The sequence below is a fragment of the Paenarthrobacter sp. PPS72 genome (assembly GCF_048537125.1).
Lineage (GTDB): Bacteria > Actinomycetota > Actinomycetes > Actinomycetales > Micrococcaceae > Arthrobacter > Arthrobacter nitroguajacolicus_E.
Window position 1 is genome coordinate 1 of record NZ_JBLYIE010000065.1, and the last position, 21,634, is coordinate 21,634.

Consider the following 21,634-nt stretch of genomic DNA (forward strand, 5'->3'; position numbering starts at 1 on the left):
AAATAGACGTAAAGTGTGGTCAGGAGAGTGTTTAGTTGCGTGTTCACAAACTCGGCTTAACACTCTCCGCCTTACTTTAAAAGCTCCCGCGCCCGGCACAGCAATAGGACTTACTCATCTAGCCGCCAGCTAGGCCGCTCGCTTGCGCAGGGCAACCACTTCTTCGGCTGCGGCAAGGAGCTGCCGTGCCGACTCGTCCCAGTTGAATTCTGCGGCGCGTTCCACTGATGCCCGGGAGCGTCGGCGCCACAGTGTGTCCTCGCCAAGGGTCGTCACAGCGGCCGCGAATTCCGTGGGCGATTCAGGGTGGACGTAGCTGACGGCTTCGCCACCGACCTCCCGGAAGATCGGAATATCGCTTGCTATGACGGGGGTACCCAACGCCATTGCCTCCACCAGCGGCAAACCATACCCTTCGGCGCGTGACATGCTGATCAATGCCGTGGCCCGCAGCAGGAGTGCGTCGTACTCGGCGTCCGTTACGCCGTTATGGAACATGACTTTGGCGCCTTCGGGGATGATCGCCTCCAATTCGGCTTTGCGCTGGGGGGTGATCCGGCTGAGCAGATGAAGGGTGTAGTCATGCAGGCCGGACATGCCCCTGATCATGGTTTCCACGTTCTTGTAGGGCATGAACGAACCCATATAGAGCAGGGACTTATCTGCGCCTGCTTCAGGGGCGCGAGGTGTTTGACCTGGTTGGGGGGCGTTCCCAACCAAGCGCACGGGCCGCGTTGTCAGTTTGTACTTCGCCATGAGGGCTTCCGTGGTTCGGCTGATGGTCGCCACAATGTCCGCCCGATTGAGCAGGAGCCGCTGGGGCCAGAACGCCTTATGGTAAAGCCTCCAGAGCAGGCGCACGGGGGCGGGCAGGAAGCCTGGAGGGGTCGGGTGTTCGTAGTAGATGAGGTCGTGGAGCGTCAGTACCAGTCCGTAGCGGCGGCCCAGGGTGCCCATGGTCTGCATGGGGCAGACCACCACATCAGCGCCAAGGGGGTTGACCTTTCGGGCTACGAATAATTCCATGGGAGACAGCGGGCTGTTGACCATGACGTACGGGACCTCTGGTAGAAGGGCCAGTTGACGTTTGTCACTGATGAGCATAGTGACGTCGGCGATCTTGGATGTTGCTGCTATGAGGCTGGAACCGTAGCGGCTGATGCCATCGTGGTGGTCCGTTCGGGTAAAGCGGGCGTCGATGACGATTTTCACGCGGGATGTTCCTCCAGGAAGGTGCGGATTGCTTCTGCCGCCGGAACCGGCGTTTCATAGTGGATGAGATGCCCGACGTCGGGAATCACTTCCAGCTTTGCATCAGGTAGTCGCTTCATGAGTTTGTGCTGGTTGGGAAGAGTGGCGATCTCATCTTTCTCGCCGGCTACCAACAGCACGGGGAGAGTGAGCTGTTCAGCGACCTCGGCCACGTTGCCCGAGACGGAGGCTTTGAACGATTCGAGCAGGCTTTTCCTGTCTGCGAAGGCGCTGAAGTAGGCATCGTGCTGGCCGTGGATGAAACGGCGTAGCGCTTTGTCTTTGGTTTTGGCCATGGTGATGCTCATGATGCGAACGATTGCCCGGTTGCGAAGGACAGCGAGGCCCAAGGCGCGGGGTAGCTTTGCCGACGCCTGGTAGTACAGCACCGCAAGCTTGGTCATGGTGCCCTTGGGACCCTCCAATGCGGGCGCGGCGATGGGGTTGATGAGGATCAGTGGGTAGACGGTGCCGGGGTTCGCGGCCGCGAAGTGGCTGGCCACGATTGAGCCGAAGGAGTGGCCCAGCAGTACCGTCTTCCCGTCCAAAGCTAGTGCGTTCATGAACGCGGAGATGAACTTCCCATAGCGTTCAACGCTGTGTTCGTCGTGCGCGAAGGGTTCCGAGCTCCCGAAGGCCGGCAAGTCCGGCATGATGATGCGCATTTCAGGAAGTTGGTCCGCTACGCGGAGCAACCCATGGTGGTCTCCCCGGAAGCCATGGATCACCAGGATCGTTCGTGTCATCGGAGTGACAGTGACCGATTCGTACGTCCAGTACGCCACTTTGCTGCCATCCACCTCGACTTCCGAGGCGTGCCTCCTCCTCGACAGGGATTCGCTGAAGAATTCACTGGGGGCCTGCGCGCCCCGGGGGGAGGGCGCGGTGTCCACGTTGTCCATTCGTATGTTCCTAGTTCACGTTGTCCGGGTGCGACCCGGTCCGATGGTGGCGTTCTAGGGCGGCCATGCCGTCCATGTCCGCTGCGTCCAATTCAAAATCAAAGACGGCGAAGTTTTCCTTGATTCGTCCCGCCGAGCTTGCTTTGGGGATGACCAGGTTCCCCAGTTGAAGGTGCCATCGCAGAATGACCTGGGCCGGAGTCCGGCTGTACTTTTCCGAAAGCGACACGATGGCGAGGTCGGCGAGGACCTGCCCGCGACCAAGGGGACTCCAGGCTTCCGTACGGATTCCGAGTTGCTCGTGCAATGTCCGCAACTTGGTCTGCTGCAACCAAGGGTGCAGTTCGATCTGGTTGACTGCGGGAACAACCTCTGCCTTTTGCATGAGCTCATGGAGGTGTGTGGGCTGGAAATTAGAGACACCTATAGCGCGCACCTTGCCCTCCCTGTAGAGGGTTTCCATGGCTTTCCACGTTTCGCTGAAAAGTCCCCGCCCTGCACACGGCCAGTGGATGAGGTAGAGGTCTACGTAATCAAGTCCAAGGTTTGCTATGGACGTGTTGAAGGCCCGCAGTGTTGCATCGTAGCCCTGGTCATCGTTCCAGACCTTGGTGGTGACGAAGAGGTCCTCGCGTGCCAGCGCGTGTACCGACTCGCCGGAGCCGCCGGTACCTCTGTTGGCCTCCGTGGCGTCACCGATGGCACCGCCGAGAGCGCGGCCCACTCCAGGTTCGTTTCCGTACATGGCGGCAGTGTCGAATCGGCGGTAGCCCTCGCCCAAAGCCGTCGCAACCAACGCTTCTGCATCCTTGGCGGGAACTTTGTAGAGTCCGTATCCCATGCGATCCATCTGAACGCCGTTGTTTAGTGCCAGCCTGTTCGATGTCAGCTTGGAAGGGGATCTCATAGCAACGACTCTACCCATTCCTTCCACGATTGCTTCAGGAATGGCCGTTGAAACTCACCAGGCGTCTGGCTGAGGCCTCGTCCAGTATCAGGTCAGTTGCAAGTCCCGCAGCCAAGGCTCCTTGGAGGCCATTGATTTTGGACGCCCCCGAGACCACGCAGATCCGTCGCCTGACTTGCCGCAACTGTTCATGGCTGGGACCGGTTGACCTCTCATTCAGAGTGATGCCGTCAGAGGAACCATCACTCCGGAAGAAGACGGTCGCTACATCGCCTACGACGTCGTCCGCGGCCAACATGGTGAGGTCGTGTTCATCGAGGTAACCTCCGGCGTATACATGGCTCGGGTAGTCCGAATCCACCGACCCGACGCCGAAGATGGCGATACTCATGCGAGCCTGCAGGTCGAGGATGCGTTGAACGCTGCGCTCATTCCACATGGCCGTCTTGGTGGAGGCGTGATCAAAAAACGCCGGAACAGGGAACTGCTCAACTCTGGCCCCGTAGGCACTGCCAAACCGCCGCATGATGTCACTGGCATAGGTAATGCCGGTGGTTTGCATGTTTCCCGCGCCGTTGAGCTGGACCACGACGCTGTCATGGGTCACCTTGCGGGTGAGGTGCCGGCTGACCGCGCTTAGCGTGGCACCCCAGGCGACGCCGATGATGGCATTCGAGTCCACGAGTGGTCCGATTGTTCGTGCAGCCTGCATGGCTACGCGGTCCAGGGTCTCTGCTTCGTTGAGCGTATCCAGCACTGGAACCACATGGACATCCACTCCGTAATGGCTCCGTATCTGGCTTTCCAGCTCAGGGCCGGTATCGAACGGGCTGCGGATTTGGACCTGCACCAGGCCCGTTTCCCGTGCCGAAGACAACAGCCGGGAGACGGTGGACCGGGAGGTCCGCAGCTCCCTGGCGATGGCATCCATGGTGAGGTCCTGCAGGTAATACATTTGTGCAGCCCGGAGCGCGTCCGAGTGACGTGATCGTCCCATCTCATTTCCTTACTGCACGTTTGTGCAAATAGCTTGACTCCATTTTCCACCTTCGCAAGATTAGTGGTGAACGGTGCAGCAGCGAGTGGCGCGGCGCACGAACCAAGCCCAAGGGAGCAGTTTTGGGACACAACAGGATTTCCGGTAGCTCACAGCACGCACAGCAGCGCGACTCCGTCGTTGCACTGCAGGAGCGGCCGTCGGCCAAGGTACTCATCATCGGCGGTGGCATCAACGGTGTGGGTACCTTCCGCGACCTCGCCCTGCAGGGTGTCGACGTGGCGCTTGTTGAACGCGGAGACTACTGCCAGGGCGCAAGCGGCGCCTCATCCCACATGATCCACGGCGGAATCCGCTATCTCGAAAACGGCGAGTTCCGGCTGGTCCAGGAATCGGTGGTTGAGCGCAACAGGCTCCTGCGCATCGCCCCGCACTACGTCAAGCCGCTCCAGACCACCATTCCGATCTTCAGCACGTTCTCCGGCATCCTGTCCGCGCCCATGCGGTTCCTCACCCACAAGCAAGGCAAGCCCAAGGAGCGCGGCGCGTTCCTCATCAAGGTTGGCCTGAGCATGTACGACTTCTTCTCCCGCGACGGCGGCAGCGTACCGCGCCACCAGTTCCGCGGACGGACCAAGGCTTTGGCTGAGCTTCCCCAACTCCACTCCGGTATCAAGTACGCGGCTACCTACTTTGATGCTTCAGTGCATAATCCCGAGCGCCTGACCCTCGACGTCCTGCAGGATGGCGAGAAAGCAGGCCGGGGCGCGGGACTGCCGGGCGGAAGCGCCCGCGCCAGCAATTACGTTTCGCTCGTCTCCATGGGCTCGGACGGCGTCCGGCTCCGCGATGAACTGACCGGCAAGGAATTCGACTTCCAGGCGGACGTCGTCGTCAACACCACTGGCGCTTGGGTGGACCTCACCAACCAGGCCATGGGCGCCGTCAGCAAGTTCATGGGTGGCACCAAGGGCTCGCACATCGTCCTGGACCACCCGGAACTGCTCGCAGCGTGCAACGGCCGCGAAATCTTCTTCGAGCACACCGATGGCCGCATCGTCCTGATCTACCCCATGGGTGACCGCGTGCTGGTAGGCACCACGGATGTGGACGCTGATATGTCCGAGGACGCTGTGTGCACCGAAGAAGAAATCGACTACTTCTTCGACCTCGTTGGCCATGTGTTCCCCAACATCACGGTGAAGCGGGAACAGATCGTCTACAGTTTCGCCGGCGTCCGACCCCTGCCGCGCCACGACGAAACGCAGCCGGGGTTCGTCTCACGTGATTACCGCATCGAACGCAGCGTCCGCAGCGGCAGCGATTCCGTCGCAACACCGGGCGGTAAGGCCGCCGTCGTCCTCAGCCTGGTGGGCGGCAAGTGGACAACGTTCCGGGCCCTGGCCGAGCACATGAGCAATGACGTGCTCCGCGAACTGGGCATGGAACGCAAAGTCTCGACGGCGAAACTCGCCATCGGCGGCGGTGCCGGCTTCCCGGCCACTGAACAAGGCGAGCAGGAATGGATCAAAAAGCACATGGGCCCTGGCCTGGACGCTGACCGTGTAGCCGTCCTGTTGACCCGGTACGGAACGCGCGCGGACGCCGTCATCGACTACTTGAATGCCGGACACGACACTCCGCTGCGATCCACCCGCGAACTGAGCGTCCGGGAGCTGGCTTTCATGGCCGAGCACGAGCAGATCGGGCACCTTGTGGATGTCCTCATCCGCAGGACATCCCTCGCTTTCCGTGGCCTGGTTACCGGAGAGCTGCTCAACGAGATAGCAGCAGCGTTGGCCGAACCGCTCGGCTGGGATGCTGCTGCCCGCGAAGCAGAAACCCGCCACGCCCAGGAAGTACTGCAACGGTTCCACAAGGTTGACGTGCACAGTCTCGTAGCCTGAGCCCAAGCAGCGTCAAACAGCTTGACCGTCCCAGCGTGCGGTAGGGGCGGAATGGGGTAGGTGGGCCCGCCAGGGGACCACCACACCGGGACGGTTCCGGAGATAACGGAACCGTCCCAACAGCCCTCCTCACCCGCGAGGAGGCTGACAACAGAAAAATGAGGAGTCAAAGATGTCTCTTGGAATTGTTTTCCTTTCCGAAGTATTCGGAACCATGATGCTGACCCTGCTGGGTTGCGGCGTTGTGGCAAACGTTGCGCTCAAAGGCACCAAGGGCAACAACGGTGGATTCTTGATGGTGACGTGGGGCTGGGGTATTGCGGTCTTCGCGGGCGTTTTCGTGGCCGCTAAGTCCGGTGCGCACCTTAACCCGGCCGTCACTTTGGGCCTGCTCGTCAACGGCAAGGCAGAGTACGCCCCGGACGTGGCCGTCACGTTCGCTTCCACCTTGACCTACTTCGGCGCTGAACTGCTGGGCGCTTTCCTGGGTGCTGTTGTTTGCTGGCTCGCCTACAAGCAGCACTTCGATGAAGAACCCCTGGCCGCGAACAAGCTGGGCACCTTCTCCACCGGCCCGGCCATTCGTTCCACCCCTTGGAATCTCATCACCGAAATCATCGGCACCTTCGTTTTGGTCTTCGTCATCCTGACCTTCGGCGGCACCCCCAACGAACTTGGTCCGCTGGCCGTTGCCCTGCTTGTTGTCGGCATCGGCGTCTCCCTCGGTGGCCCCACCGGTTACGCCATCAACCCTGCACGTGACCTCGGACCCCGCATCGCCCACGCCATCCTCCCCATCAAGGGCAAGGGCACCAGCGACTGGGCCTACTCCTGGGTCCCCGTTGTCGGGCCGCTGGTCGGCGGTGCACTTGCGGGTCTTGTAGCCCTGTGGGTGCCGGACATCATGCCTGCAGTCGCCGGCTAGTTCTTTACGTACTCGCACCTCCCTCACGTTGTAGAAAACCACTTGAGTAGCTAAACAACAAAGACAAGGACGTCACCATGAATCAATACGTCATCGCCATCGACCAGGGCACCACCAGCTCCCGCGCCATCGTTTTTGACCACACGGGCAACATTGTGTCCACCGGCCAGATGGAACATGAGCAGATATTCCCGCAGGCCGGCTGGGTGGAGCACAACCCCGCCGAAATCTGGAACAACACCCGGGAGGTCATCGCCTCCGCTCTGTCCAAGGCGAACCTGACGCGGCACGATATCGCCGCCGTCGGTATCACGAACCAGCGCGAAACCGCCGTCGTTTGGGACAAAAACACCGGCGAGGCCGTCTACAACGCCATCGTCTGGCAGGACACACGCACCCAGCCCATCGTCGATGAGCTCGCCCAGGACGGGGGAGTGGAGCGGTTCAAACAGAAGGTCGGCCTTCCGCTCGCCACCTACTTCTCGGGGACCAAGATCAAATGGATCCTGGACAACGTGGACGGTGCCCGCGAACGTGCGGAAGCCGGCGACCTCCTGTTCGGCAACACCGACGCCTGGGTTCTCTGGAACCTGACCGGCGGTATCGACGGCGGCGTGCACGTTACTGACGTCACCAACGCTTCGCGCACCCTTTTCATGGACCTCGAAACCCTGCAGTGGGACCAGGAAATCCTGGACGTCTTCGGCGTCCCCGCCTCCATGATGCCCGCCATCAAGTCGTCCTCCGAGGTCTATGGCCACGTTCACACCTCGCAGCTGCTGCGCGAAACGCCGGTAGCCGGCATCCTCGGTGACCAGCAGGCAGCAACCTTCGGTCAGGCCGCTTTTCAGCCCGGTGAAGCCAAAAACACCTACGGCACCGGCTGCTTCCTGATCTTCAACACCGGAGAGGAGATCGTCCACTCCAAGAACGGCCTGCTCACCACCCTTGGCTACAAACTGGGCGACGCCAAGCCGCACTATGCCCTTGAGGGCTCCATTGCAGTCACCGGGTCCTTGATCCAGTGGCTCCGCGACAACCTGGGCATGATCAGTTCTGCCCCTGAAGTTGAGGAATTGGCTGCAGGTGTTAAAGACAACGGCGGCGTTTACATCGTCCCGGCGTTCTCCGGACTGTTCGCGCCGTACTGGCGTGCAGATGCACGCGGTGCGATCGTCGGCCTCACGCGCTTTGCCAACAAGGGTCACATTGCCCGCGCAGCACTGGAAGCAACTGCCTTCCAGACCCGGGAAGTACTCGATGCCGTCAACGCCGACTCGGGTGTTCCGCTCACCGAGTTGAAGGTCGACGGCGGCATGGTCGCCAACGAGGCACTCATGCAGTTCCAGGCAGACCTCCTGGGCGTACCCGTAGTCCGCCCGAAGGTGGTCGAAACCACCGCCCTCGGCGCTGCCTACGCTGCTGGACTGGCCGTCGGATTCTGGAAAGACCTCGGCGAACTCAGCGCCAACTGGAACGAAGACAAGCGCTGGGAACCGCAGCTTCCGGCAGAAGAGCAGGAGCGTCAGCTGCGGCTCTGGAAGAAGGCCGTAACAAAGTCCATGGACTGGGTGGACGAGGACGTTATGTAGTCATCTACCGACAGAGGTTCCGGAGACTCCCGCCCGCCCGCTTCGCGGTGCCCACCACACCATGGCGGGGAGTCCCCGGAACCTCTTTTGGCGCGCGGCCGTCTTACACCCAGCCCGCTGGTTTGGTGGGGTAAGGTATTGGTATGCGTGCGATCCTTCTGCTTAGCTAGCCGCTCGGCTTTCAATAGCCGTGCGGCCGCCCCTCCATTGTTGAGGGGCTTTTGTGTGTCCGGGACTTTCCGGTGCCATAGCAGGAGTCAAAACCGCCATCGAAGAACAGAAGAGGGCAGCAGTGAGCGTTCAGCCGGAGACAGAGACCGGAACAGCACAGACAGCCGCAGCCGAAGCGCCCGAAGAAGGCGTCTACAGCTTCGCTGCGATGGAGGCCAAGTGGCCGCAGGTCTGGGAGGACCTTAAGGTCTTCACGCCTGCCGACGACGGTTCGCGGGAACGCCGCTACGTGCTGGACATGTTCCCCTACCCATCAGGTGACCTCCACATGGGCCACGCCGAGGCCTTCGCTATGGGTGACGTGGTAGCTCGTTACTTGCGCCAGAAGGGCTTCGACGTCCTGCACCCCATCGGCTGGGATTCCTTCGGCCTGCCCGCTGAGAACGCTGCGATCAAGCGGAATGCGCACCCCAGCGAGTGGACATATGCCAACATCGACACCCAGGCGGCGTCCTTTAAGCGCTATGCCATCTCTGCGGACTGGTCGCGGCGTCTCCACACCTCCGACCCCGAGTACTACCGTTGGACACAGTGGCTCTTCAAGCGTTTCTACGAACGTGGCCTTGCCTACCGCAAGGACTCGCCCGTCAACTGGTGCCCGAAGGACCTCACCGTCCTGGCAAATGAGCAGGTGGTCAATGGTGCTTGTGAACGTTGCGGCACGCCTGTTACCAAGAAGTCCCTGAACCAGTGGTACTTCAAGATCACGGACTACGCAGACCGTTTGCTGGAGGACATGGACCAGTTGCAAGGTCACTGGCCCGAGCGCGTCCTGGCCATGCAACGCAACTGGATCGGCCGCTCCGAAGGCGCCCACGTCCGTTTCGTCATTGAGGCCACCGAAGAGCGTGCCGAGCGCGAAGTTACCGTGTTCACCACCCGGCCGGACACCCTCTACGGTGCTACCTTCTTCGTCGTTGCCGCGGACGCGCACCTGGCGCTGGACCTGGTGACGCCGGAACAGCACGACGAACTCATGGCCTACCGGGAAAAGGTCAAAGCGCTCTCTGAAATCGAGCGCCAGTCCACCGAGCGTGAGAAGACCGGCGTCTTCACCGGCCGCTACGCCATCAACCCGCTCAACGGCGAGAAGCTCCCGGTGTGGGCCGCCGACTATGTGCTGGCAGACTACGGCACCGGTGCCATCATGGCCGTTCCGGCTCATGACCAGCGCGACCTCGACTTCGCGAACACCTTCGGACTGCCCGTCCGTGCGGTACTGGACACCGGTGACGAAGACCCCGCAGAAACCGGTGTTGCCACTGCCGGCGAAGGAACTCTCAAGAACTCCGGTGAGTTGGATGGCCTGTCCAAGTCCGAAGGAATTCCGGCTGCCATTGAGATCCTCGAGAAACTCGGAACCGGCGAGAAATTCGTCAACTTCCGGCTGCGTGACTGGCTGCTGAGCCGGCAACGCTTCTGGGGCACCCCCATCCCCATCATCCACTGTGGTGAATGTGGTGAAGTGCCGGTTCCCGATGACCAGCTGCCCGTCAGGTTGCCGGACAACCTGCGCGGTGAGGCGTTATCCCCGAAGGGAACCTCGCCGCTGGCCGCCGCCGTCGAGTGGGTCAACGTGGAATGCCCCAACTGTGGGCGTGCTGCGCAGCGTGATACGGACACCATGGATACGTTCGTGGACTCGTCCTGGTACTTCCTGCGGTTCGTGTCCCCGGACTACACCGAAGGCCCGTTCGATCCCGAAAAGATCAACAACTGGATGCCGGTGGGCCAGTATGTGGGTGGCGTTGAGCACGCCATCCTGCACCTGCTGTACGCCCGCTTCTTCACCAAGGTCATCAAGGACATCGGCCTGATCGAAGCCAACGAACCTTTCTCGGCATTACTCAACCAGGGACAGGTGCTCAATGGCGGCAAGGCCATGAGTAAATCCCTCGGCAACGGCGTGGACCTCGGTGAGCAGTTGGACAAATTCGGCGTCGACGCCGTCCGCCTCACCATGGTCTTTGCCTCCCCACCGGAGGACGACGTCGACTGGGCGGACGTTTCGCCGTCGGGTTCGGCCAAGTTCCTGGCCCGTGCTTGGCGCCTGGGCCAAGACGTCAGCAGCGAACCGGGTGTTGATCCTTCCGCTGGTGACCGTGCCCTGCGCACCGTGACGCACAAGACCATTGCCGACGCCGCTGAACTCCTGGACAACAACAAGTTCAACGTCGTGGTTGCCCGTTTGATGGAGTTGGTCAACGCCACCCGTAAGACTATTGATTCGGGTGCAGGCGCCGCAGATCCGGCCGTGCGTGAAGCCGTGGAAGCTGTGGCCGTGATCCTGAGCCTCTTTGCGCCCTACACGGCCGAGGACCTTTGGAACACGCTGGGCCACCCGGCCTCCGTGGCAAATGCGGGCTGGCCGAAGCACGACGATGCCCTGCTGGTGCAGGACACCATCACCGCAGTGGTTCAGGTCCAGGGCAAGGTTCGCGACCGCCTGGAAGTTTCGCCGGACATCACGGAGGACGAGCTGCGTGAGCTCGCATTGGCCTCGGAGAACGTTCAGCGTGCCATGGATGGCCGCGGCATCCGCACGGTCATCGTGCGGGCACCTAAACTGGTGAACATCGTTCCTGCCTAGCAGGGATAGTGCGGCCGCCGGCACTGTGCCGGCGGCCTGCCATCATCTTTGGAGGTTGCGTGCCTGAGCGAGAACCACCCGCATGGATATGGCTTAAGGAAAGAGTGGCGCGTCTCCGCCAGCCCTCCACCCCGGTTCCTGTCGCGGACGTGCCGTTGGCCGCCGTCGTCAAGACGGCGGTCGTGACCGACTCCGCAGCCGCACTACCGCCGGACTGGGTGTCTGCCTTTACCGCCGACGGCCGGCTGACGGTAGTCCCCATGCCGGTCATGGTCGGGAGTGAAATTTACGGCGAAGGCGAAGACGACATCACCCAGACGCTTTCGTTGGCTCTCGCCTCCGGCGCCCCGGTTAAGACTTCACGGCCATCGCCCGGACAGTTTGAACAGGCGTACCTCGCTGCACAGCGCCAGGGTTTCGAAGCTGTGGTGTCCATTCATATTTCTGCCGAACTCTCCGGAACCGCTGATGCCGCAAGGTTGGCCGCCGCGCGCGTCACCATCCCTGTGGAAGTGGTGGACTCGCGCACGGTCGGGATGGCACAGGGCATGGGTGTCCAAAGTGCCGTAGTAGCAGCGGCCGATGGCCAAGGAGCAGAAGAAGTCCGCGGCTTCGCGGTAAAACGGATGGAGCGCACCAAGGTCTACTTCTATGTGCCCAGCCTGGAACAATTGAGGCGGGGCGGGCGCATCGGGGCGGCAGCATCCCTGTTCGGTGCGGTCCTGGCCATCAAGCCGATCCTTGCGGTCGACGGCGGCCGCATCGTCCCCCTCGAAAAGGTCCGTTCCGCTGTTCGAGCCGTGGCCCGCTTGGAGGAGATCGTCGCTGCGGACGTGGCCTCCCGCCCTGCCGGACAGCAACGTTTGGCAGTTCACCACTTTGGTAATCAGTTGGAAGCCGAAGCCTTGGCTGCCCGCCTCAAGGAAAAATTTCCTGACTGCCCGGCACCCCAGATCAGCGCGCTCCCGGCTGTGCTGGCGGCACACGCAGGATTGGGCGTTCTTGCGGTCATCGTCGGGGAGAGCAGCATTCCAACGGATTGATTCTTGGGTTGTCTTATCCACATAGAGCACTTCGTCCAGGTCCTGGCAGCAGCGGCAGCCTTAGGCTCGTTTTATGCCACGCCGGAACCGGGATGCCTCCCCAGATGCCGCAGCGCAGGCAGCCCGGCAGCGTTTTGCGTCCCGCCTGGGTACGGACACCCAAGCCCTTCCGCTGTTGCAGTTGCCTGTCGAGTCGGATCCGGAGCCTGATGGTTCAGAGTCTGGGTTCGAAACGCGTCACGCGCGGACTCGGTGGCGCATCCCATGGAGGGTTGCTACCCTCCTGGCCGTAGTAGGCGTTGGCATCATCGGCTGGACTGTATGGCAAGCGGCTGTGGGACAACCAACGTCAGTACCCTTGGGTCATTCACTATCTGCGGGCCCCGCACTACCGGATCCGTCAGAGTCCCCAGTAACCGGAGCACCGTCTGCAAAGAAAACCGTGCTCGTGCACGTAGCCGGTGCCGTTCAGAAGCCAGGTGTCGTTTCCCTGCCGGAAGGAAGCCGCGTTTTCCAAGCGATAGAAGCAGCCGGCGGTGTTGGGCCCAGCGCGGACCTAAGCGGGCTCAATCTTGCTGAGGTGCTAAGTGACGGCGTCAAGATTCAGGTGCCGCTGGTGGGGGAGGTGCCGGCTGCCGCTTCCCCACGTACTGACGGACCCGCCGGCGCCGGCGGAAACGCGGGCCCTGCGTCCGGGGACGCCAAAGTCAACATCAACACCGCCTCGCTGGAAGAACTGGGAACGCTGCCAAGAGTCGGTCCAGTGACTGCGCAAGGGATTATTGATTGGCGGAAAGAGCATGGACCGTTTGCCTCGGTGGATGAGCTTGACGCCGTTGAAGGCATCGGCCCCAAGCTCATGGAGTCGCTCAAGGACCTTGTGACGGTGCAGGGTGGCTGAAAAGGTGGGCCTTGAATCAACTGACGGCGCGGCGTCGCCGAGGCGCATCGATCTCAGACTTGTCCCTGCTGTGCTGGTGACGTGGTCCGTTGCACTTATCTGTACCTTCGTCGACGCCATCTGGTGCGCGGCGGTGGCGACGGTCTTGGCCTTGGCTGGGGCGCTGCTGCTGGTGCGGGCGCGGCGACAGCTGCCAGCCCAGCGACGTCCCAGAACGATCGCCGCCACCCTTGCCGTGGCTACCGTCCTGGGCGCAGCAGTAGCTGCCCATGGCGCAGTTATGGCCAACACCCGCGAAGAGGGACCGCTCGCTGAGGCAGTCGCAGAAGGAGGCGGCATTCTCATCCATGTGCTCATCACAGGCACTCCTGAGGAGGTCCGGGTGCCGGGTGCCTCGGGTGGAGAGCGGTGGTCAGTGACTGCAACCTTGGTGGACGTTACCGCCAAGGGATCCGTTATCCAGGGTTCCGCAGACCTAACGGTGGTTGGTGGGAATGGCTGGCAAGACGTGCGACCAGGACAGAGAGTCAGAACTCCAGGAACGCTGAAGTCTGTTCGGGAGGGACAAACCCAGGCAGCACTCCTGTCCGCGTCGTCGGTGCCTGTTGTGGTGGGCTCAGCATTTGATGTCCGGTACTGGGCCGCTGATGTGCGCACTCAATTCGTGGCAGCATCGAGCTGGTTGGCACCGGACCCGGCCGGTCTGATGCCTGGCATGGTCACAGGAGACACCGCCGCGCTGCCCGAAAGCCTGGAGGCGGACATGAAGACAACAGGAATGACACATCTGACGGCAGTCAGTGGCGCCAATTGTAGTTTGGTGCTGGGAGGCTTCATTCTGCTTGCCCGCTGCCTCAGATTGTCACGTCCGGCAGCCGGAGCTTTTGCTGCGTGCGGCTTGATGGCTTTTGTTGTCATGGTAGGTCCCGAGCCGAGTGTGCTTCGGGCTTCTGTCATGGGTACCGTGGGGCTGGCCGCCCTGATTGGGGGCCTACGGGGCAGATCCCTGACTTTCCTCTGTCTTGCCACCATCATTCTGTTGCTGCTGGATCCGGGCATGGCGACAAATGTCGGGTTTCTCCTGTCCGTGCTGGCAACCCTGGGTATCGTGCTGCTGGCTGCCCGCATTGCGTCATGGATTCCTGTATGGGTGCCGCGGTGGTTGGCCGCGGGGGTTGCAGTACCGTTGTCAGCCCAGTTACTGTGCGGCCCGGTGATAGTGGCTCTTCAGCCGCAGTTCACTCCCTACGCACTCATTGCCAATGTGGTGGCCGGACCCCTGGTGGCACCTGTGACCATCTTCGGGACACTTGCGGTTCCCCTGTCGGCGGCCCTTCCATGGTTGGCGGTGGTGCCTGTCGCTATTGCCGGGACATGTGCCGGAGCGGTGGCCGGATTGGCCAGGTTCTTCGCGAATTTGCCCGGTGCGTCGGTGCCGTGGGCAGAAGGACCGGCCGGGATTGTGTCCATGGTGGTCCTTTCAATAGTGACGGTAATGGTCGTCTGGGCGGCACTACATCCGCTGGGGGTAGCGGCACTCATTGTTGGGCTGCATGGCAGGGTAGTGGTGCTCCTTGACCGGTGGCTGGGGCATGACCCTGTGAAACGCGGCCCAAGTCAGGCATCGGAAGGAGGCCATCATGTGCGATGGCGGTCCTCCGTAGGCTTTTGGCGGAAGGATTCCCGATAGCTGTCGACTTCAGCGCCCTCTTTACGGGCATGATGATAGCATGCTCGCAGTACTTGCCGTCTAACTGGCGTTCCATCGAAGAATACAGTCCGGTGTTCCTGTAGGCGGCCTTAAGTAGGTTCGGCCGTGTTCGACCCCCTGATGTGCGAAACTCCACAGTTTTCTCTTCCTCCACGTCGTCCTATCCAGGAGCCACCCGCAGTGACCCAGCTTGTACCCACCCCGGCCCAGCTCCGCTGGCAGCAGCTCGAATTTGGCGTCTTTATCCACTTTGGCATCAACACCTTTGCCGGCAAGGAGTGGAGCGACGGCACCATACCGGCGTCGAATTTCAACCCGGCAGAACTCGACGCCGGCAGTTGGGTCCGCGTGGCGAAAGAAGCAGGTGCAAGGTATCTGATCCTCACCGCCAAGCACCACGACGGATTCTGCCTGTGGCCGACGGCAACTACTGACTACTCGGTTGCCTCCCCGCCATGGCGCGGCGGAAAGGGGGACGTCGTCCGCGAAGTCGCGGACGCGTGTGCAGAACAGGGGATCAGGCTGGGCCTCTATTTATCGCCGTGGGACCGGAACGCTGACTGTTACGGCGATCCCGGCGCCTACGACGATTTCTACGTCCAGCAACTCACCGAACTCTGCACGCGCTACGGTCCCCTCATGGAATTGTGGTTCGATGGCGCCGGCTCGGTGGGTCGTGAGTATGACTGGGGCCGCATCATCGCTGTTGTTAAGGCACACCAGCCCGACGCCATGATCTTCAATATGGGCCAGCCCACCATTCGCTGGGTAGGGAATGAGAACGGGTTGGCTTCCGATCCCGTCAACTACGTTGTGGACCGCACGTCAGATACCCAGTACACAGCTTCCAGCTCAGGGCTGCACGCAGAGCACTATTTGCCGCCGGAATGCGATGTCTCCATCCGCCGGGGCTGGTTCTGGCATCCGGACGACGAAGCGAAATCGGTGGAGCACCTGCTCGCCATCTATTACCAGTCGGTGGGAATGGGTGCGAACCTCCTCCTGAGCCTGCCGCCTGATACCCGCGGACTCATCCCGGACGAGGATTCCGCGAGGCTCAAGGACTGGAAAGCGGAACTGGACCGTCGCCTCTCGGGCGTGATGGAAGCCGCGGTTGAAAATCACGACGGCGGAGCGACCCTGAGGCTTCCGGGCGCGGTCACGTTCAACCATCTGGAGCTTGTGGAGGACTTGAGTTCCGGGCAGCGGATTACCCGACATGCGATATCTGCTCAAGGAGCCGACCTTGCTGAGGGGAAGACCGTGGGCAGCAGGCGGATCCACCAAGTGCCGGTTACTACTGCATTAAAGTTGCGCGTGGAGCTTTCGGGCGACGGCGGACGCCTGGCCTCGGCCTGGGTTTATGGAGGTGCTCTGGATGCTGGAGTCCCAGAAATCCCCGAAGGCTACGAAGCACCTACGGACGCGCCGGATTGACAGGGATCCGCCGGTCTCACCCGGCAGCGGATGGCGTCGGTATGAGTCCCGTGTGCTCCGTCTGGGAAGATGTCTTGACACGGGAAAGAGACAAGACCACCATGAGCCATGGCACGCTATAGCGGTGGTCCGACCTTAGTTCTGAGGTCAGAACTGTGAGATATGCCCGGACGCCGGAACCCACATGAAGCAGATGAAGCTCCGGTACAGCGGAGTTTGTCGGCAGTGCGGGACCTCCATCGCCGCCGGAATGGAAGCGTCCTATGAGCGTGAAACCAGGACTGTCCGCTGCTTGGTGTGTGCCACTGAGCTTGGACAGGCACTTTCTCCGGAAGTAACTCGTGACGAGGTGCTGCCAAATGCAGCCGGGATAGCCGGAGGTTCGGCTCGTCGCGAGTATGAGCGCCGCAAAAGCAAAGACCAGGAAAGGTTGCGCGAGAAATGGGGACATCTCGGTACGTTGGCTGTCGCGCTTTCTGATGAGCGGCCATCCACCAAGTCGTGGGCTCAAGGTGCCAGTGGCGAGGAACGCTTGGGCGCTCGGCTGGATGCTGTGTCCTCCGGTGCGCTGGTTGTGCTCCACGACCTGCGTATCCCGGGTACGAAAGCCAATATCGACCACATCGCTGTTACTCCGTGTGGAGTCTGGGTAATCGACGCTAAACGGTATAAAGGCCGGCCTGAACTGAAGATCGAGGGTGGCCTCTTCCGTCCACGGACCGAGAAGCTGCTCGTGGGCGGACGCGACTCCACGAACATGGTTGAGGGTGTACTCAGACAGGTCGATGCGGTGCGTGAACATGCCGGGGACGTTCCGGTCAACGGCGTGTTGTGCTTCATCCAAGCAGACTGGCCGCTGATCGGGGGAGCATTCACGACTCGTGGCGTCCACGTACTTTGGCCCAAGCGGCTCGCCAAAGCACTTGTCGCAGAGGCAGCCGGGGACATTGATGTGACACGGTTAAGCCGAGCCATCGCCATGCGGTTCAACTGATCGGAACACCGTTGCCCGACTACGACGAAGTGGCAATGATGCCGCCCTCGAAGCCGTAGCAGTGGCTCGGGAAGAAGTTGTCGATAGTCGCCTGCGGCGCTATTACGAACTGACCGATGCCGGCGCTGAGGAACTGGACGGTGAAGTCGCCAGGTTGGAAGCCAACGCTGCGGCTGGAAGAAATGCCCTGCGGCTGCGTTCGGCACAGCTGTCAGGAGGGGTGGCGTGAGCGACGGTCCGGATCATGTGGAACGGCAGTATCGAAGGGCTCTCCGCTTCTATCCGTCGAGTTGGCGGCGACAGTTTGGCGATGAGTTATTGGGCGTGCTGATGGATGTTGCCGCGGATGATCAACAGCCAGGGGCCACGAAGCGTCAGATCTTCAGCCTCTGTATCAACGGACTTTTGGCACGAATCACGATGATCGTCGGGCACTTTCCCGCTGAACGTCGGACCCTGGTTGCTACCGGCGCCACAGCCATTGGAACCGCCGCAGCGTCAACCATGATGGTCCTAGGCGAGCTGGGGCGCTGGTTCAGGTTCGACAGCTACGGCCCGGAGATTGCGCTGTTTGGTCCGTTCACCTCAGCTGCAAGCGTGGTCTACCTGTTGTGGCTCGTGGCCTTCGGAGCGACTGTTCTCCGGGTTGGACGCCTTCGAATAGCAACGCATGTGCTGGTCATGGTGTCGGCGGTTCTCATGCCCATAGTCACGGCGCTCACTGGAACAGTTGTTGCTGCGGCCTGGTATGTTCCGGTGTTCTTTGCTGTGGCTTCCGGGATTGCCCTCCTGGGCGAACCCCTGCGGCCGGGAAGGGCGAACCTGTTGATGCTGTGGTCTGCGCCTTTCCTTGCTGCGGGTGTCACCTACGCCGCTTATCGTCGCGGCGCGGGTTCCAGGATGACTTTCTACGGTTACAAGGGTCATTCCTGGGATCAATTTCCCGTCATGGTGAGCTTTGCGCTCCTTTTGATGGGTGTGGCGGCGTTGCTCCTCAGCAGTCATCGGGCTCTGCCGTGGGTGACCTACTTGGTGGGTCGCTAAACGTCGGCCGGACGAACCCCGCGCCCTCACATCGCGCGCTTGAGACCATCCAACTATCTGCAAGGCTGGTGCGAGTCTTTGCCCAAAGATGAGCCAGTCCTGGCGTAGCCTGCGAGGGTACATGGAAGGCCGGGGGAATGCGCACCGCCGGTGATGGCTCAGGAAGAATTGTCGAGGCGGGGGACTTTGGACGTGCGCAGAAGTGCATCATTGGGTGCGAGACCAAGCATCAGGGACTGGGGCAGCACCCGCTTGCGTGTCGGCATGGGGCTAATGCTGACCTTCCTCGTGGCCATAGCCGTTCGAGTGATCTTTGTCCAAGGCTTTGATCCCACGCGGCTCGCCGGTGCAGCAAATGATCTGCGTACCCAGTCGTCCGTGTTGGGTGCGTCCCGCGGCAAGATCGTGGATGCCTCAGGGGTTGTGCTGGCTGAGAGCATCATCCGCTATGACATCGTGGCCTCTCCCCGGGAGAACAACGGGTCAGAGACCTTCCCCCGACTGGCTTCCGATGGAACCGTAGGTGACGTTACCCGTGACGAGGGGTTGCGCGAGCTGGCCCAGGCGCTTGGCCGCTCCGTGGAGGAGGTGAAGACTGCCCTCACAGGGGACAGTCAGTTTGTGTATCTGGCTCGTTCTGTTTCGCCGGCAGCTGAGACCCTTATCGCCGGGTTGCGGATCCCCGGAATTACATCCCGCCCGGTCCAACAGCGTACCTATCCGCTCGGCTCGGTTGCCGGCAGTATCGTCGGGTACATCAACGCAGACGGAGGTGCTGCGGGCATCGAGCAGACCCTGAACGACAACCTCAAGGGCGCCGACGGCGAACGGACTTACCAGATCGGCGCCGACGGAATCATTATTCCCACGGCCGCGAATCAGGTCACGCCAGCGTCCGACGGCGATACCGTCAAGCTGACCATCGACAGTGATCTGCAGTTCTACTCGCAGAACGCCATCGAGAAGCAGGTGCAGACTCAGAACGCCGAGTACGGCAACATCATCGTGGTGGAAGCCAAGACCGGCAAGATCCGTGCCATGGCCGAGACGGGTACCGTGGATCCCAACGCTCCCGGGGCGACGAAGCCTGAGGACCGCGGCGCGCGATCTGTCACCGCCGCCATTGAGCCCGGATCGACTGAGAAGGCCATCACGGCAGCTGCAGCAATCGAAGAAGGCAAGATCGAGCCGCTGTCACAGCTGCTGGTTCCACCGGCATACACGGTGAATGGGCAGAAGTTCGAGGACTCGTTTGTTCACGGTGAACAGCAGCGGACTTTCGCGGGCATCATCGGTGACTCAATGAACACCGGCACGGTGATGGTCGGCGAGAAGCTTACTCCTGAGCAGCGTTATGAGTATCTCAGGAAGTTCGGCATTGGTCAGAAAACCGGCATTCCGCTGCCTGGCGAATCCGCCGGTCTGCTGGCTCAACCGGATGAATGGGATTCCAGGCAGGAGTTCTCTGTGCTGTTCGGGCAAGGCGTGTCGCAGACGCCGTTACAAACAGTCATGGCGTTCCAAGCCATTGCCAATGACGGCGTGCGCCTGCAACCACAGTTGGTTGAGTCCACGGTGGACCAAGACGGCATCGAGCATGTGCCCGATGCAACGCCCGGAACAACAGTCGTCAGCGCTGAAACAGCCAAGCAAGTACGGACATCCTCGAAAGCGTGGTCACCGCCGGTGGCGCCAAAGACGTGAAAGTCCCTGGTTATCGTATTGGCGGCAAGACAGGTACAGCCGAAGCCGTCGCCGACACCGGGGCCGGCTTCGACGGCTACACGGCGTCCTTCGTAGGGATGGCACCCATGGAAGACCCCCAATACATCGTGATGGTCAACGTGCAGCGCCCGAAGGGCAACATTTACGGCATTACGCAGGCCGGAGTTTTCAACGACGTCATGGCCCGGGTGCTCTCTGAGTATCAGGTGACTGCCTCGAATACACCACCTATCCGCTTGGCGCAGGAGTACTAAGAGAAGAAGGGTCTGCTTAGGGGAGCGTTCGGGTGCCTCGTGAGAGTCCAAGCACGCAAAGTAGTTGTGAAGGGTCCTCACCAAACATGGCAGACTTGAAGTCTCCAAAGAAACGTCCGGAAGGAACCACGAGTGGCTGCTGCCCAGAACACCCGGGCCAAGAGCGTCGCGGCGAACACCGTCAGTTGGCGCGATGCTGCGCCGGCCGCCGTCGTCCTGATCATGGGGCCCGAAGAATATCTCGGTATCCGGGCCATGGATGGCATCCGTACCCAGGTCCGAAGCGCCACCCCTGACGTCGAGCTCACCCGACTGAACGCAGGCTCCTACGAGTCCGGATCCTTGGCGATGACGGTCACGCCATCCCTCTTTGGCGAAGGGAAACTTATTGAGGTTGAAGGCCTCGAAGCCATGAATGATCCCTTTCTTGCCGACGGATTGGCATATCTCCGGCATCCGGACCAAGACGTTGTCCTTGTCTTGCGTCATGCGGGGGGTGTTCGCGGTAAAAAACTTCTAGACGCCGTTAAGTCGGCCGGGTGGCCCGTTATTGATTGCCAGCCGCTGAAGAAGGACTCTGACAAGACCGCATTTGTCGTCTCTGAGTTCAAGTCTGGTGGGCGTCGCATTGAGGGTGAAGCTGTCCAGGCGCTGGTCAATGCTGTGGGCGCCAACCTTTCCGAACTTGCAGCAGCATGCAGCCAACTAATCGCCGATGCTACTACCGCCGTGACGGCGGAGACCGTGGAACGGTACTACGGCGGCCGGGTAGAGGCTACGGCTTTCAAGGTGGCGGATGCTGCAATGGCCGGTAACGGGCCCGTGGCACTATCCACCTTGAGGCACGCCCTGGCTACGGGTGTGGATCCGGTTCCCCTGGTGGCGGCACTGGCGGCCAAGCTGCGGACCCTGGCCAAAGTTGCCGGAGCCAATGGTTCTCCTGCCGCTATCGCCAAGAACCTGGGAATGCAGCCGTGGCTTGTTGAGCAAGCCCAGCGTGACGTCCGGCGCTGGACCCCCGAAGGCCTGATCCGCTCCATTCAGGTCATCGCTGAAGCCGATGCCCAGGTGAAGGGTGAATCGCGTGACCCGGTCTACGCGGTGGAACACGCGGTCACGGTGATTGCCACGTCTGCCAGTCGCCGCTGAGCCAACATGCTGCGTCACTGCCGGCGCGCTCACACTGCATGTTAAACCCAAAGGCCGGCACCCGAAGGGGTACC

Annotated in this window: 16 protein-coding genes and 1 pseudogene; 13 read left to right on the plus strand and 4 right to left on the minus strand. The window is 61.4% G+C overall.

The genetic code is table 11. The annotated features are described in order from the left end of the window. Positions 1 to 129: 129 nt before the first annotated feature. The 4 genes from ACLRGI_RS21560 to ACLRGI_RS21575 are packed head-to-tail and all read right to left on the minus strand — an operon-like array spanning position 130 to position 4,057. Positions 130 to 1,212, minus strand: a complete 1,083-nt coding sequence (locus ACLRGI_RS21560; RefSeq protein ID WP_419203499.1) for a glycosyltransferase family 4 protein — start codon at positions 1,210 to 1,212, stop codon at positions 130 to 132. Further along, positions 1,209 to 2,153, minus strand: a complete 945-nt coding sequence (locus ACLRGI_RS21565; RefSeq protein WP_419203500.1) for an alpha/beta fold hydrolase — start codon at positions 2,151 to 2,153, stop codon at positions 1,209 to 1,211. The genes ACLRGI_RS21560 and ACLRGI_RS21565 overlap by 4 nt, the downstream gene beginning before the upstream one ends. A gap of 10 nt (positions 2,154 to 2,163) precedes the next feature. Next, entirely contained in the window at positions 2,164 to 3,060 is an 897-nt protein-coding gene (locus ACLRGI_RS21570) for an aldo/keto reductase (RefSeq protein WP_419203501.1), read from the minus strand. A gap of 34 nt (positions 3,061 to 3,094) precedes the next feature. Then, the gene (locus ACLRGI_RS21575; RefSeq protein WP_419203502.1) at positions 3,095 to 4,057 is read right to left on the minus strand and encodes a sugar-binding transcriptional regulator; all 963 of its coding nucleotides are present in this window, start codon (positions 4,055 to 4,057) and stop codon (positions 3,095 to 3,097) included. 122 nt (positions 4,058 to 4,179) lie between these two features. Between ACLRGI_RS21575 and ACLRGI_RS21580 the strand changes: the two genes are divergently transcribed. The 13 genes and pseudogenes from ACLRGI_RS21580 (at position 4,180) to holA (ending at position 21,560) form a co-directional block, all read left to right on the plus strand. Then, on the plus strand, positions 4,180 to 5,964 hold the full coding sequence (locus tag ACLRGI_RS21580; protein WP_419203503.1) for a glycerol-3-phosphate dehydrogenase/oxidase: 1,785 nt from the start codon (positions 4,180 to 4,182) through the stop codon (positions 5,962 to 5,964). Between the two features lie 172 nt (positions 5,965 to 6,136). Continuing rightward, the gene (locus tag ACLRGI_RS21585; RefSeq protein WP_419203504.1) at positions 6,137 to 6,889 is read left to right on the plus strand and encodes an MIP/aquaporin family protein; all 753 of its coding nucleotides are present in this window, start codon (positions 6,137 to 6,139) and stop codon (positions 6,887 to 6,889) included. Between the two features lie 77 nt (positions 6,890 to 6,966). Beyond that, positions 6,967 to 8,481: a glycerol kinase GlpK gene (gene glpK, locus ACLRGI_RS21590; RefSeq protein WP_419203505.1), complete on the plus strand. Its 1,515-nt coding sequence runs from the start codon at positions 6,967 to 6,969 to the stop codon at positions 8,479 to 8,481. Between the two features lie 292 nt (positions 8,482 to 8,773). Further along, a complete protein-coding gene (gene leuS / locus ACLRGI_RS21595) occupies positions 8,774 to 11,302 on the plus strand; it encodes a leucine--tRNA ligase (protein WP_419203506.1) in 2,529 nt (842 codons plus the stop codon). An 8-nt stretch (positions 11,303 to 11,310) separates the two neighbouring features. Continuing rightward, positions 11,311 to 12,345: a DegV family protein gene (locus ACLRGI_RS21600; RefSeq protein WP_419203507.1), complete on the plus strand. Its 1,035-nt coding sequence runs from the start codon at positions 11,311 to 11,313 to the stop codon at positions 12,343 to 12,345. Between the two features lie 73 nt (positions 12,346 to 12,418). Further along, positions 12,419 to 13,246 carry a helix-hairpin-helix domain-containing protein gene (locus ACLRGI_RS21605; protein WP_419203508.1) on the plus strand — a complete coding sequence of 276 codons (828 nt, stop codon included), beginning with the start codon at positions 12,419 to 12,421 and terminating at the stop codon, positions 13,244 to 13,246. Between the two features lie 4 nt (positions 13,247 to 13,250). After that, the gene (locus tag ACLRGI_RS21610) at positions 13,251 to 14,936 is read left to right on the plus strand and encodes a ComEC/Rec2 family competence protein (protein WP_419203509.1); all 1,686 of its coding nucleotides are present in this window, start codon (positions 13,251 to 13,253) and stop codon (positions 14,934 to 14,936) included. A 201-nt stretch (positions 14,937 to 15,137) separates the two neighbouring features. Further along, a complete protein-coding gene (locus tag ACLRGI_RS21615; RefSeq protein WP_419203510.1) occupies positions 15,138 to 16,394 on the plus strand; it encodes an alpha-L-fucosidase in 1,257 nt (418 codons plus the stop codon). 184 nt (positions 16,395 to 16,578) lie between these two features. Further along, on the plus strand, positions 16,579 to 17,388 hold the full coding sequence (locus tag ACLRGI_RS21620) for a nuclease-related domain-containing protein (RefSeq protein ID WP_419203511.1): 810 nt from the start codon (positions 16,579 to 16,581) through the stop codon (positions 17,386 to 17,388). A gap of 61 nt (positions 17,389 to 17,449) precedes the next feature. Beyond that, on the plus strand, positions 17,450 to 17,617 hold the full coding sequence (locus ACLRGI_RS21625; RefSeq protein WP_419203512.1) for a hypothetical protein: 168 nt from the start codon (positions 17,450 to 17,452) through the stop codon (positions 17,615 to 17,617). Then, a complete protein-coding gene (locus ACLRGI_RS21630) occupies positions 17,614 to 18,432 on the plus strand; it encodes a hypothetical protein (protein ID WP_419203513.1) in 819 nt (272 codons plus the stop codon). The genes ACLRGI_RS21625 and ACLRGI_RS21630 overlap by 4 nt, the downstream gene beginning before the upstream one ends. A 273-nt stretch (positions 18,433 to 18,705) precedes the next feature. After that, positions 18,706 to 20,411, plus strand: a pseudogene (locus tag ACLRGI_RS21635) (peptidoglycan D,D-transpeptidase FtsI family protein). 132 nt (positions 20,412 to 20,543) lie between these two features. After that, complete coding sequence (holA, locus tag ACLRGI_RS21640) at positions 20,544 to 21,560, plus strand: DNA polymerase III subunit delta (protein WP_419203514.1); 1,017 nt, start codon at positions 20,544 to 20,546, stop codon at positions 21,558 to 21,560. Positions 21,561 to 21,634: the final 74 nt, after the last annotated feature.